We start from the raw sequence: 13,079 nt of genomic DNA on the forward strand, positions 1-13,079 counted from the left end.
GGCGCCGAACTCGCCTCTGGTAGCAAGATCACGGAGAAGAGGAAGGTTATGGAAGCAGCGGACACAGGGCCACACGGGTTAAGGACAGCCCGCCCGCTCGTGCGTCCGTCTCCCTGCCCGCTCGTGCTCCGGCCCCTCGGCACGCTTCCCTCTGAACCCCGAAGCCGCCCTGCGGAGCGCCATCACCCTCGGCCCCGCCGCCCTCGTCGCCTCACAAGGAAGGACCGGCCACCATACGACCCGGCGTCGGGTGCGTACGTGGGGAGGACCCTCCACGGACCGTGCTCGCGAGGTGGGCCGGGAGCGGGGCAGGGTATCCGGAGCTCCCGATGCCCCGGAGCGCTCGGGGCGCTCCGGGGCATCGGGATCCTGGCCAGGCTCAGAACCCGGCCTAGAGCAGCTCGGGCTTGGTCCACTCCTTGCCGTGGACGTGGTGGTCCAGGAAGGCGAAGATCGTCTGGTACCAGACCTGGGCGTTGCCCGGGGTCAGGATCCAGTGGTTCTCGTCCGGGAAGTACAGGAACTTCGCGTCGACCCCGTGCAGGAGGAGGTCGCGCCACAGGTGCAGGCCCTCACCGATCGGCACCCGGTAGTCCTTGTCACCGTGGATGACCAGCATCGGGGTGCGGATCTTGTCCGCGTGCAGGTGCGGCGAGTTGAGCTGGTAGCGCTCCGGCTGGGCCAACGGGGTGCCGAACTCTTTCTCCCACACCGGCGGATAGTCGGTGGTGCCGCTGAACCCGTCCAGCTGCCACAGGGAGGCGTGCGAGACGATCGCCTTGAACCGGTCGGTGTGCCCGGCGATCCAGTTGGCCATGTAGCCGCCGAAGGAGCCGCCCATCATGGCGGTGCGCTCGGCGTCGATGTCTTCGCGGGCCTCGGCGGCGTCGGTGATCGCCATGATGTCAGCGTGCGTGCGCGGGCCCCACTGGCCCCAGGCCCGGCGGAGCATGTCCTGGCCGTAGCCGGTGGACAGCGCGGGGTCCGGGAGCAGCACCGCGTAGCCGCGGGCGGCCAGCAGCCACGGGTTCCATCGCCAGGTCCAGCCGTTGAAGCTCATGTAGGGGCCGCCGTGCACCCACAGCATGAGCGGGGCGGGCGAGTCGGCCGAGGCCTCCTCGGGCAGCACCAGCCACGACCGGATCCGGGTGCCGTCGTCGGCGGTGGTCTCGATCTCGGTGAGCGTGCCCGGCATGGTCAGCTCGGAGCCGGGGGTGCGCAGGTAGACGGGCTGGCCGTCGGTGGCGTCGGCGTCCAGTCGGACCGGGGCGGGCGGAGCGTCCCAGGCGTCGCGCAGCGCGTAGACGTAGCGTCCGTCCGGGGACGGGTTCAGCGCACTGTAGGCGCCGTGGTCGCCGGTGATCCGGGTGAGCGCGCCGGTGGCCACGTCCAGGCGGAAGACCGGGCGGCGGCCGTTCTCGTCGGCGACCAGGAAGACCGTGCTGGAGTCCGCCGACCACACGTAGCCCTGGGGCCAGAGCTCGTGGTCGGGCAGCAGGTCGCGGCCCTCGCCGGTGGCCAGGTCGGTGATCCACAGCGTGGCGTTGCGGGGCTCGCCGTCGTAGCTGCCCTCGTCGTCGGCGTAGACCAGGACCTTGGTGCCGTCCGGGGAGGGCGCGGGCGAGCCGAACTCGAAGTCGGCGTCCGAGCCGCCCGCGATGGTGCGGCGCTCGCCGGTGGCGACGTCGATGGCGACGACCTCCTCGCGGCGGGCCCCGCCGGAGGTCGGCACGGACCAGCTGGTCAGCAGGGTGGAACCGTCCGGAGTGAGCGCCGGGGAGGCGCCCAGCAGGGAGAGGCCGGCGTCGGGGGTGAGGTCGCGGGGCTCGCCGAGGCGGGCGTCCTCGTCCTCGGGCGGGGTGGCCGTGAAGACGCGGGGGTGGTCCGGGCCGACGTCGCTGTCCCAGGAGCGCACGGGCAGGGCCTCGTGCAGGATCGCGGTGACCCCGGCCTCCTCACGGGCCTTGCGGGCCTCGGTGTCGGCCTCGTCGTCCTCGGACCCGGGCAGAACCTTGCCGGTGAAGGCCACCAGGCCGGAGTCGCGGGCGACCGTGAAGGCGCCTACGCCGCTGGGCCGGGAAGCGACCTGGCGGGCCTCGCCGCCGTCGGCGGGCAGCAGCCACAGGGCGGCCTTGGGCTTGTCCTCGGCCTTGGCCTCGGGGTCGACCCGGCCGGTGCTGAAGAGCACCGAGCCGTCGGGGAGGAACTCCGCGCCCGACTCGCCCTTGGTGGAGCGGGTCAGACGCCGGGGGGCGCGCCCGCCCTCGGACTCGGGGGCGGTGTCGATCTCCCACAGGGCGCTGCGGAAGGACTTGGCGTCGGGGGCGATGTCGCTCACGGGCGCGACGAGGCGGGTGCCGTCCGGGGACAGGCGCAGCCCGTTCACGCGGCGCAGGCGGACGTACTCCGGCAGTTCATACCAGGAACGAACCAAGGGGAATCTCCAGAAACCGTCGACTTGTGGTCTGGGACGACCTTATCCGGGACAGTGAACCTGATCACCACCCCTTTTCACGTTTCCCCACGTCAGAGACGTCAACATTGTTGACGCAGCCTCGCTCGGAGAGTGCGCCCGGGACAGCGGTGACGGCGCCGTCCCGGACGCCAGCGGGTTCACCCGGCGTCAGGAGCGCGTCCGGAACAGGCGCTACACCGACCGCGTCCGCTTCCTGCCCGCCGGATCAGCGCTGCTTGCAGCACTGACCGCTTCCGCCGGCGCAGGGCGGCAGGGAGGCGAGCTTGTGCTCTTCTCCGCGGCCGGTGTACTCGCGGACCAGTTCGGTCACCATGGACACGAACGCGGGGTGCGTGCCGGGGCTGAGCGCTCGCTCGTAGCCGATGCCCAGCTTCTTGGCGGTGTCGCGGGCCTCCACGTCGAGGTCGAACTTGACCTCCATGTGGTCGGAGACGAACCCGTGCGGGATGACCACCACGGCGGGCACGCCCTCCTCGGCGAGCTCCTCCATCCGGTCGTTGACGTCGGGCTCCAGCCAGGGCTGGCTGGGCGGGCCGCTGCGGCTCTGGTAGACGAGCTCGTAGGGGTAGGCGCGGTCCAGGCGCTCGACCACCAGACGGGCCACCTCGGCGAGCTGGGCCCCGTAGGCGCCCTCCGGACCGAAACCGTGCCCCGGAGGGCCGCTGGCCTCGGCCATGGCACTGGGGATGGAGTGCGCGGAGAACAGCAGGCGCACGCCCTCCCGCTGGTCGGCGGGGAGCTGCTCCAGGGACGCCTGGGTGTACTCCACCAGGGGGTCGATGAACCCGGGGTGATCGTAGAAGGGGCGAATCAGGTCGACCTCGGGGGCGTCCTCGCCCAGTTCGGCGAGGGCGCGCTCGATGTCCTCGCGGTAGGCGGTCCGGCTGGACCAGTTGCAGTACGCGGAGGTCGGCAGCGCCAGCACACGGCGGATGCCGTCCTTCTTCATCTGCGCGAGGGTGTCGGTGAGCATCGGTTCCCAGAACCGGTTGCCCCAGTAGATCGGCAGGTCGATGCCGTTGGCGTCGAAGTCGGTGGTGATGGCGGCGAGCAGGTCCCGGCACTGCTGGTTGATCGGGCTCACTCCACCGAAGAGGAAGTAGTGCTCACCGACCTCCGCCAACCGCTCGCGGGGGATGTTGCGCCCGCGGGTGACGTTCTCCAGGAACGGGATGACCTCGTCCTCGCCCTCCGGGCCACCGAAGGAGATCAGCAAAAACGCGTCGTAAGGCCTCATGCACCTTATGAAACCAGCTCCCCGGGACCTCCTCGATCCGCCCCCGCCCGGAGTCTCGGGACTTTCGCACCTTCCGTGACCAGGGACACTCCCGGTCTGGTCACATAAGTGACTGATGGGTAATGTCACGGCATGACTGATGTGTTGTGGCACACCTGGGCCGACACCCACCAGGCCCGCCCACGCCGTACGGCGACCCCCAACAACACCGAGGAGGTCGTCGCCGCGGTCAGGTCGGCGGCCGCCGACGACCTGCGCGTGCGCATGGTCGGCTCCGGGCACTCCTTCACCGACGTGGCCGTCACCGACGGCTTGCTCCTGACCCCCACCTCCCTGACGGGTGTGCGGTCGATCGACCCGGTGGCGGGTACCGCCACGGTCGAGGCCGGGTTGCCCCTGTGCGACTTCAACGACGCCCTGGCCGCGCACGGCGTGGCCCTGGCCAACATGGGCGACATCGCCGTGCAGACCGTCTCCGGCGCGGTGCAGACCGGCACCCACGGCACCGGGCGCGACGCGGGCGGACTGGCCGGTCAGGTCGTGGGACTGGAGCTGGTGCTGGCCGACGGCTCCGTGGTCGAGTGCTCGGCCGAGCGCGACCCGGACCTGTTCCACGCCGCCCGGGTGGGTCTGGGCGCCTTCGGCGTGGTGACGGCGCTGACCTTCGCGGTCCGCCCGGCATTCCTCCTGCACGCCCAGGAGGAGCCCATGCCCCTGGACGAGGTGCTGGAGCGCCTGCCCGAACTGCGCGCGAAGAACGACCACTTCGAGTTCTTCTGGTTCCCGCACACCGGGAACACCAACACCAAGCGCAACAACATCACCCAGGGTCCGGCCGATCCGCTGTCGGCCTTCAAGAGCTGGCTGGACGACGACTTCCTGTCGAACACCCTCTTCGACCGGATCAACCGGGTATGCCGGCGCTTCCCCTCGGTGGTGCCGAAGGTCAACCAGATCAGTTCCCGCGCGCTGTCCGCGCGAACCTACACCGACGTCTCGCACAAGGTGTTCGCGTCCGTGCGCGACGTGCGGTTCGTGGAGATGGAGTACGCGATCCCGGCCGAGCACGCGGCGGACGTGCTGCGCGAGGCCCGGTCGATCGTGGACCGCGGCGACCACCGGGTGAGCTTCCCGGTGGAGGTGCGCTTCGCCCCGGCCGACGACGTGTGGCTGTCCACCGCCCACGAGCGCGAGACCGCCTACGTCGCGGTGCACATGTACAAGGGAACTCCCTATGAGGCCTACTTCGCAGACCTGGAGGCGGTCTTCACCTCGGTGGGCGGACGGCCGCACTGGGGCAAGCTGCACACCCGCGACCGCGCGTACCTGGAGGGCGTGTACCCGCGCCTGAACGACGCTCTGGCGGTACGTGACCGGGTGGACCCGCACCGCCGCTTCGGCAACGCCTACCTGGACAGGGTGTTCGGTTAACGGGTCATCCCTGACGCGACGTCCCCCGGCCCTCATGTCGTCGAGGGCCGGGGGACGCTGTGCGTGTACCGGAGACCGCGTGTGCCGGGGGCTAGCCGTTGGGGGCCACCGGGTCGGGTTCGGCGGGAGTGTCACCCTCGGGCGGGTTCTCCGCCCCGGGGTCGGGCGCCTCACCGCCGCCCGGCTGCGCCGGTTCCCCGCCGTTCACCGGCGGCTCCGCGGGATCGGTCGCACCGCCGCCGGGCACCTCGGGCTGAGGCTCGCCCGGGGGCGCGATGGGCTCGGGCTCCACGGGCGCGTCGGTCCCCTGTGGCCGGGTGCCGGTCCCGTTCTCCGGCTCCGGCTGATCCCCTTCGGTGGCCTCCGGCACCTCTTCCTCGTCCTGCACCTGCGAGGACTGGCCGCCGAACAGCGAGGGAGAGGTGGGCTCGTCCTGGCCCTGCGTCCAGGCGGTCAACGAGCGCCCGGTGAGCAGCTCGAAGGCCAGGATCACCAGCATGACCAGGGTGAACACCGCCGCGGCCGAGATGACGACCGTCTTCCAGCCGCGCTTGGGGCGTTCATCGCCGATCGCGCCGTCCGCGTCCTCCTCGTCCTCGGCCGGGCCGTCCGGGTACCGCGTATCGCCGGGGCCGCCGACCCGGGGCAGGAGTTCGGTGGCGTCGGCGACCGGCGGTCCGCCCACCTGGGTGGGGTCCTCGGGGTTGCCGAAGCCGTGGGCGACGGTCTGGCCCGGCAGGTCCAGCCCCACCACGGGCATGGCCATCGTCCTGGTGGCGTCGGGGTCGGCGGGGAAACCGAAGGGGTTGGGGGCGTCAGGGTCCGCGACCCGGGTGGCTCCGGTGTCGAAACCCGTGTGGCCGGTTCCGGCCTCGGCCGCGTCCTGTCTGGCTGCCTCCGCGGCGGCTTCGGCCTCGGTGTCGACCAGAGCCCGCATGCCCTTCTGCCTGGCGGCCTTCTTTTCCGCCAGTTCCTTGGCCTGCTCGCCGCTGCGGGTGAGCCAGTGCTGGATCACCGGGGCCGCGGAGGTGCTGAGCACCGCCATGACGCCGGTACCGATGACGGTGCCGTAGACGTTGAGGTAGGAGGCCGCGGTGGCGGCGGTCAGCGTCGCGACACCGGCCCCGGCGACCTGCGCCATGCTCAGGTCGATGCGCTTCTTCTTGTCCTTGCTCTCCTCCGCGCCCGCCCCTCCCTCCTCTTCCTCCTCGAACTCGTCCCCGTGGTCGGGTCTTGGCATGGTGCGGTCCCCCTTGGTGTCGGCCGCGTACGGGGGAGGCGCGGCTCATGGTCGTGGGATGGGCGTGTGGTGGGGCAGATGCTCCCGCAAGCCCCGAACTCCACATAAAGCCCATCAGCGGAAACTTCACCATAAGGGGGACTGGACTCTGATAACGCCATGAAATAAGAAGGATCACTGTGTGGCATCCATCGGCGTGTCGAGTTGCGAACACCGGGAGATGTCAAGTTCGGATCTGGTCCGAGATCGGAGTTTTTCCCAGGCCTGGGGGGATTCGAGGTCCCCGAGATACCATCACCGCGGAGCCTTCGCGCGGGATCGGCGACATTCCCCCACGATCGCTCCCGGTCGCGGAAGGTCCAGCGTGTCAAGATTGGCAGCGGAAGCGACCGTGAGGGCCCCGGAACCCCGGGGCAGCTCCCACCGTGGTGCCCACCACGGGCCGGGAGGCGGGCACAGTTCGGACATGCCGGGCGCGGTACTGGCCGAACAGTTGTCGGCCGACCAGACTTGGAGAACGCGGGGGACGGTCCGCCAGACCAACCCTCGACGGGACGCGAAAGGGAGGGCGATGCACGAGCTTCGCCTCGTGGCCGTGAGTGAGGACGGCACCTACCTGGTGCTCGCCAGCACCGGCCGTGGCACCCGTTTCATGCTGCCCGTCGACGACCGCCTCCGTGCCGCAGTACGCGGCCAGTTCTCCCGGCTCGGCCAGTACGAGATCGAAGTGGAGAATCCGTTGCGCCCCAAGGAAATCCAGGCCCGCATCCGGTCCGGCGAGACCGCGGAGGCCATCTCCGAGATCTCCGGGATACCCATCGAACGAGTGCGCTGGTTCGAGGGACCCGTCCTCCAGGAGCGCGAGTACATCGCGCAGCAGGCCCAGCGAGCCACCGTGCGTTCACCGAACGACGCCTCGCCGGGACCCTCCCTGGGAGATCTGGTCACCAAGAGGATCGGCGCCCACCAGCTGGAGACCGGCGACGCCGCCTGGGACTCATGGAAGCGGGAGGACCGCTCCTGGCAGCTGAAGCTGGTCTTTCTGCACGGCGGCGACGAGCGTGTCGCCCACTGGCTGTACGAGCCCAGACACAACAGTGTCACGCCCGCTGACGAGGAGGCCGCCCGGTTCTCCTCCAACGAGCCCCTGGACGCGGCCCCCGCTCCCGGCACGAACGTCACACCCTTCACACCGCGCCGCAACGAGGCCGCCACCGACCTGCCCCGCCTGGACGCACAGTCCGCCGCCGAGCGACGCCCGGACCACGTCGCCCCGCGCCGCCTGTCGCCCGCGCAGGACACGCCGTTGGACGAACCGCTGCGTCCGGTCGCGCGCCGACCCGAGACCGACCAGTTCGGAGTGCCGCTCCGGGAGGAGCGCCAGCGCCAGGCCCCGCCGGAGCCGGAGCCCGCACCCCGCCGACCTCTGGAACGGCCCAGCGAGCGGTTCGCCGAGCGCCGCGGTGAGGCCCCGCCAGCGGCTCCGCTGCCGCAGACCCCGCGGCCCGCCGCGCCCCGGTCCGAGCCAGCTGCCCACCAGCGCTTCGCCGACCCGGTCGAGGCACCGCCCGCGCACCCCGAACCCCGCCGGTACGAGTCGGAGCGGTACGAGCCCGAACCCCGCAGGCAGTTCTTCGAGGAGCCCGGGCCCGTCGCGCACGAGGCCTCTGAGCCCTCCGAACCCAGGCACCCCGAACCCGGGCGTCCCGAACCCAGGCAGCGGCCCGCGGCGCCGGACTGGTTGGACGCCCGGCCCGCCCCGATTCCGGATCCCGAGCCCCAGGTCGAACCCGAGGAGGTCCCGGCCGCCGAGGAGACCCAGCAGCGTCCGCGCCGCCGCCGGGCCACCATCGACCTCAACGACAAGGGAACCCCGCGCCGCGCCGCCGAGCAGGCCCCGCCCACGGCCCCGGCGGTTCCGGCCGCGGCCAACGGCTCACCCGCCGGCGGAGCGGCCAAGCGCAAGGGCCGCGGACGCCGCGCCTCGGTGCCGTCCTGGGACGAGATCATGTTCGGTTCCAAGAAGAACGACTGAGCAGACGTAAGAACGCGAAGGGGAGGGCGGTCACCGCGCGGTGACCGCCCTCCCCTTGTGCTCAGCCCCGGTCGTCAGGGCCTGATTCGTCCGCGCCCCGGCCATCCGTGACCCGCGGGTTCGGGCTTCGGCTGCTCGTCTCCTGGCCGCTCGGCCCCGGCTCGCCCTCAGCCTGGACCAGGAAGGGCCGAACCATCTCCGGGGTGATCCGCGCGGCGAAGGCCACGGACTCGTCCAGGGCGGCGTCCTGCGCGGTGTAGCTGCCCGTGCCCGCACCCACGGTGACGTGGAGGTCGGCCAGGCGGGAGCGACGCTGGAAAAGGGTCTGGGTCCAGGTCCACCCGATCACCGCCGACCGCTCCACCGTGGCCTGCGAACGGGACAGCGATCCCGAACGCACGCTCACGCGCTCGCCGTCGTAGCCGTGGCCCAGCGAGCGGTAGCGGTCGATGCCCAGCGGTACGCCCAGCAGGGCCAGCACTCCGGCGGTCACCGCGAGCCAGGTGATGTCCAGAGCCGCCGCAGCGGCGGCCACCGCCGCGAAGGGCAGTACCGACCGGGTCAGGCGGCGGTACAGCGCCGCCCGGGGATGCCGGGTCAGGGGCGCTCGGAAGAGCGCCAGGGCCCGGTCCAGTACCGGTTCCACCCGCGAGCGCGGGCCGACCGGCAGCAGGACCGCGCGTGTGGCCGCGTCACCCAGCCCGGTGACGATGGCCCGTAGCCCCACCGCCGCGCGTGTGCGTTCGAGGGGGTTGTCCATCAGCTCGTACCCGCGGATCCGCCGCTTCTCCAGCGTGACGCTGCGCCTGGTGAACAGGCCTCGCTCGGCGACCAGGGAGCCGTCCCGCTCCTTCAGGGAGAAACCCCAGTGGGTGAGTGCGTAGGAGACCACCGCGAAGACCGGCATCAACAGCACCAGCACCCCGACGGATACCGTCCCGAACACCACCAGGAAGGCGCGGTCCGTACTGGTCACCCAGTCGACGAAGTAGTCGGTGGCCAACTGCCCGGCCGACTGCTGGACCATGCCGAACAGGGTGGCCAGGACCACGAACGGGGTCAGCAGGTACCCCAGGCTGAGCGCCCCGTACAGGTACCAGGACCGGGGCATGGTGAAGTGGGTGACGGTGTCGTCGGCGACGTCGCCGTCCGGGGGTGTGTGCACGGCGGCCGGAACACCGTTCCCGCCTTCCGCTCCCGGTGGCTCAGGGGAGGTCCCCCCCGGCCCCTTCTCCGTGAGCACGGCCTTGCGGTGCAGCAGGACCCGGCGCAGCCGCTCGGCCTCCTCCGCGGAGACGGCGTCGAGCTTGCCGTCCTCGGTGTCGCCGACAGAACCCGCGGCCGCCTCGATCCGCACCACCGCCACGCCCAGCATCCTGTGCAGCAGGGTGCTGGTGACGTCCACGCCCCGCACCCGCTCCAGCGGGATCGTGCGGCGCGAACGCCGGATCAGGCCCTTGCGGATCTCGATCCGGTCCTCGCCCACCTCGTAGCGGAACGTCTTCCAGGTGACCAGCCCGCCGACCAGCAGCGCGATGACACCCATCCCGGTAGCCGTCAGCAGCCACGGGTTGAACCCGCCGATCACCAGACCGGCGAGGACGGGCAGCAGGAGGCTCTTGAGCTGGTTGATCGGCCCGACGACCATGCTGCGCGGGCTGAGCTGCTGGGCGCTCTCCGCACCGAAACCGGGCACGGGCTCGCCCGGGGCCTCACCCCACCAGGAACGGGGCTGCTCCCCGTAGGCGTGCGGACCTCCGCTGAAAGGCGCCCCCTGGGCACCGGAAGACCCGACGTGCTCCGGGTAGGGGTGGTCGGGGTACGGATGGCCCGGATGAGAGTGGCCCGGATCAGGTCCGGGACACGGGTCGCCGCCAGGTGGCGCGGACCAGCGCTCGGCCCCTGGAGCGGACCACGGCCCCGTACTTGGCGCGGGTCCCGGTGGGGCCCATCCGCCCGGCCCGGGCTCGGGCGCGGCGGCGGACGTGGAGGTACTGCCCGGTGCCACCCAGCCACCGGCGCCCGTGCCCGCGCCCGCTCCGCCCGCCTCGGTATCGGCGTGGTCGGGGCCGACGGAATCCGGGTCGGAGCCGTAGGGGCCCGGGTCGGGTTCGGGCTGTCCGTGGTGTCGGTCCATCAGGTCGCGTCGTCCCGCAGGGTCCCGGCGCGCACGGCCAGCTCCTCGCTGAGCCTGCGCGCCTCGTCGGAGTCCAGTCCCTCGATGGTCGAGGAACCGGCGAAGGAGGCGGTCTGGACCTTCAGCGTGGCCACGTCGAAGACCCGCTCCAGCCACCCCTGGGTGTGGTCCACGGTCTGCAGCCGGTTGACCGGGACCAGCTGCCAGGCCCGGCTGATCCAGCCGACCCGGGTGTAGATGACGTCGTCGCTGACCTCCCAGCGGTGCACCCGGTAGCGCCAGGACGGCACGATCGCGATCTTGGCCAGCGCGTACACGAAGTAGGCCACAGGCAGCACCCGGGCGTTCTCCGAGGCCCACTCGGGGATCCAGCCCCAGGGTGCCGCACTGGCCGCCCAGGCGATCAGGCTCAGCAGGACAAGGTTGAACAGCGACCCGAAGATCAGCCGCAGGGTCCACACCCCGATGGCCCGGCCGCTCACCCGCCGCAGCGGTGGTCGCAACCGCGCGACCTCGGTCGACGCAGGCGGTTCGGGGGCCTCCCCCGAGGGAGGAACGGCGTCGTGCGGCGGGGTGTTCATCACAAGCAAGATTCTACGGGCTTGCGGCCTGACGGGGTTGTTCACCGATGGTGCCAGGGCGGGGCGAACCTCGCTGTCAGCGTTCTGTCAGTGCAGGTCGGCACACTTGGGGACAGACATTGAAATGGAGGATCCATGACTGACGCCATCCGCGCGGAGGGTCTGGTCAAGCACTTCAAGGGCAAGGCCGCCCTGGACGGAGTGGACCTGACGGCCAGGGCGGGAGCCGTGCTGGGCGTTCTGGGACCCAACGGGTCCGGGAAGACCACGACCGTCCGCATTCTGTCCACACTGCTCAGACCGGACGGCGGGCACGCCACCGTGGGCGGCTTCGACGTGGTCAGCCAGCCGCACGAGGTCCGCCGCCAGATCGGGCTGACCGGCCAGTACGCGGCGGTCGACGCGGAGCTGACCGGTACCCAGAACCTGGTGCTCATCGCCCGCCTGCTCGGGTTCGGCCGCGCCGACGCCCGGACCAGGGCCAAGGAGCTGCTGGAGCGCTTCGGGCTGTCCGACGCAGCCGACCGCCCCGCCAAGACCTACTCCGGCGGGATGCGCCGCCGCCTGGACCTGGGAGCGAGCCTGGTGGGCCGCCCCGCGCTGCTGTACCTGGACGAGCCGACCACCGGTCTGGACCCGCACAGCCGCAACGGCCTGTGGGAGGTGGTGCGCGACCTGGTGGGCGACGGGGTGACCGTGCTGCTCACCACCCAGTACCTGGAGGAGGCCGACCAGCTCGCCGACGACCTCCTCGTGCTGGACCACGGCAAGGTGATCAGCCGGGGCACACCCGAGGAGCTGAAGAACCACGCGGGCAACCAGGTGCTGCAGCTGCGCACCGTCGATCCCGGCCAGCTGCCGCTGGCCACCCGGATCGTGGAGGCCGTGACCAGCACCCCCGCCACCGCGGACGGTCTGCTCGTCAGCGTTCCGGTCACCGACGTGAACGTGCTGCCCGAGACCGTGCGCCGCCTGGACGAGCAGGGCGTGGCCGTGGCCGAGCTCTCCCTGCGCAAGCCGAGCCTGGACGAGGTCTTCCTCGCCCTGACCGGCCACACCGCCGAAGACGAGACCGCGGGTCATCCCGCGAACGAAGGGACCCCCGCATGAGTGCCGTGTCGACCCGGCCCCGGACGCTTCAGGAGGGTGTGCCGGTGGCTCCGGCCAACATCACGCCGCTGACCACGCTCCAGCACGGGCTTCAGCTGACCTGGCGCAGCGTCCTGAAGATCAAGGCCAACCCCGAAGAGGTCTTCGGGCTGATGCTGCAACCGGTCATGTTCGTGACCCTGTTCGTCTTCGTCTTCGGACAGGCGATGATGGGCGACTGGCAGACCTACCGTGACTTCCTCATGCCCGGGATCATCGCGCAGTCCGTCATCTTCGCCACGATGGGCACGGGCTTCAGCCTGAGCCAGGACGTGGAGAAGGGGATCTTCGACCGCTTCCGCTCCCTGCCCATCGCGCGGTCGGCGCCGCTGATCGGCGCGATCCTGGGCGACCTGGTCCGGTACGCGATCACCGTGGTGATGGTGATGGTGGTGGGCCTGGCGATCGGATTCCGCCCCGAGGGCGGTGCCGTCGGTGTGCTGCTGGCCAGCGCGCTGGTGCTGCTCTTCGCGTTCGCGCTCTGCTGGATGTCGGCCTTCGTGGGCATGATCGTGCGCACGCCGATGGCCGTACAGTCCTTCGCGATGATCCTGCTGTTCCCGCTGACCTTCGGCAGCTCGACCTTCGTCTCGCCCGACGACATGCCGGGCTGGCTGGCGCCGATCGCGGCCAACAACCCCGTCACCCACGTGGTGGACGCCATGCGCGGACTGATGCTCGGCGGCGACGTCGCCGGGCCGGTCGCATGGACGCTGGTGTGGACCGTCGTGATCACGGCGATCTTCTTCCCGCTGGCCGTGTGGGCCTACCGCCGCCGTACCTGAGGCCTGCG

The 13,079-nt window shown here is 71.3% G+C and carries 9 protein-coding genes; 4 read left to right on the plus strand and 5 right to left on the minus strand.

All coding sequences use genetic code 11. The annotated features are described in order from the left end of the window. Nucleotides 1-391: 391 nt before the first annotated feature. The gene (locus tag NE857_RS20690) at nt 392-2,434 is read right to left on the minus strand and encodes a S9 family peptidase (RefSeq protein WP_254417257.1); all 2,043 of its coding nucleotides are present in this window, start codon (nt 2,432-2,434) and stop codon (nt 392-394) included. 247 nt (nt 2,435-2,681) lie between these two features. Beyond that, nucleotides 2,682-3,713, minus strand: a complete 1,032-nt coding sequence (locus NE857_RS20695; protein WP_254417258.1) for a ferrochelatase — start codon at nt 3,711-3,713, stop codon at nt 2,682-2,684. A gap of 132 nt (nt 3,714-3,845) precedes the next feature. Between NE857_RS20695 and NE857_RS20700 the strand changes: the two genes are divergently transcribed. After that, nucleotides 3,846-5,144, plus strand: coding sequence for a D-arabinono-1,4-lactone oxidase (locus tag NE857_RS20700; RefSeq protein WP_254417259.1), 1,299 nt, complete (start codon nt 3,846-3,848; stop codon nt 5,142-5,144). Between the two features lie 91 nt (nt 5,145-5,235). Here the strand turns inward: NE857_RS20700 and NE857_RS20705 are convergent, their stop codons facing one another. Further along, on the minus strand, nt 5,236-6,384 hold the full coding sequence (locus NE857_RS20705) for a hypothetical protein (protein WP_254417260.1): 1,149 nt from the start codon (nt 6,382-6,384) through the stop codon (nt 5,236-5,238). A 571-nt stretch (nt 6,385-6,955) separates the two neighbouring features. On the opposite strand from NE857_RS20705, the gene sepH reads away from it, so the two are divergent. Beyond that, nucleotides 6,956-8,419, plus strand: a complete 1,464-nt coding sequence (gene sepH / locus NE857_RS20710; RefSeq protein WP_254417261.1) for a septation protein SepH — start codon at nt 6,956-6,958, stop codon at nt 8,417-8,419. 61 nt (nt 8,420-8,480) lie between these two features. Here sepH and NE857_RS20715 read toward each other — a convergent pair whose 3' ends face one another. Together NE857_RS20715 and NE857_RS20720 are read right to left on the minus strand one after the other, a co-directional pair. Further along, nucleotides 8,481-10,556 carry a PH domain-containing protein gene (locus tag NE857_RS20715; protein WP_254417262.1) on the minus strand — a complete coding sequence of 692 codons (2,076 nt, stop codon included), beginning with the start codon at nt 10,554-10,556 and terminating at the stop codon, nt 8,481-8,483. Beyond that, on the minus strand, nt 10,556-11,137 hold the full coding sequence (locus NE857_RS20720) for a PH domain-containing protein (protein WP_254417263.1): 582 nt from the start codon (nt 11,135-11,137) through the stop codon (nt 10,556-10,558). Before NE857_RS20720 ends, NE857_RS20715 begins: the two co-directional genes overlap by 1 nt. Nucleotides 11,138-11,272: 135 nt before the next feature. Here NE857_RS20720 and NE857_RS20725 point away from each other — a divergent pair, with 135 nt between their 5' ends. After that, a complete protein-coding gene (locus NE857_RS20725; protein WP_254417264.1) occupies nt 11,273-12,247 on the plus strand; it encodes an ATP-binding cassette domain-containing protein in 975 nt (324 codons plus the stop codon). Next, entirely contained in the window at nt 12,244-13,071 is an 828-nt protein-coding gene (locus tag NE857_RS20730; RefSeq protein ID WP_254417265.1) for an ABC transporter permease, read from the plus strand. Before NE857_RS20725 ends, NE857_RS20730 begins: the two co-directional genes overlap by 4 nt. Nucleotides 13,072-13,079: the final 8 nt, after the last annotated feature.

Source organism: Nocardiopsis exhalans (assembly GCF_024134545.1).
GTDB classification, from domain to species: Bacteria; Actinomycetota; Actinomycetes; order Streptosporangiales; family Streptosporangiaceae; genus Nocardiopsis; species Nocardiopsis exhalans.

Excerpts from the sequence above, each read along its gene's own strand:
- NE857_RS20715 (WP_254417262.1), bottom strand. The coding sequence starts at position 10,556 with ATGGACCGACACCACGGACAGCCCGAACCCGACCCGGGCCCCTACGGC.
- NE857_RS20730 (WP_254417265.1), top strand. The coding sequence starts at position 12,244 with ATGAGTGCCGTGTCGACCCGGCCCCGGACGCTTCAGGAGGGTGTGCCG.
- NE857_RS20720 (WP_254417263.1), bottom strand. The coding sequence starts at position 11,137 with ATGAACACCCCGCCGCACGACGCCGTTCCTCCCTCGGGGGAGGCCCCC.
- NE857_RS20700 (WP_254417259.1), top strand. The coding sequence starts at position 3,846 with ATGACTGATGTGTTGTGGCACACCTGGGCCGACACCCACCAGGCCCGC.
- NE857_RS20695 (WP_254417258.1), bottom strand. The coding sequence starts at position 3,713 with ATGAGGCCTTACGACGCGTTTTTGCTGATCTCCTTCGGTGGCCCGGAG.
- NE857_RS20725 (WP_254417264.1), top strand. The coding sequence starts at position 11,273 with ATGACTGACGCCATCCGCGCGGAGGGTCTGGTCAAGCACTTCAAGGGC.
- NE857_RS20705 (WP_254417260.1), bottom strand. The coding sequence starts at position 6,384 with ATGCCAAGACCCGACCACGGGGACGAGTTCGAGGAGGAAGAGGAGGGA.
- sepH (WP_254417261.1), top strand. The coding sequence starts at position 6,956 with ATGCACGAGCTTCGCCTCGTGGCCGTGAGTGAGGACGGCACCTACCTG.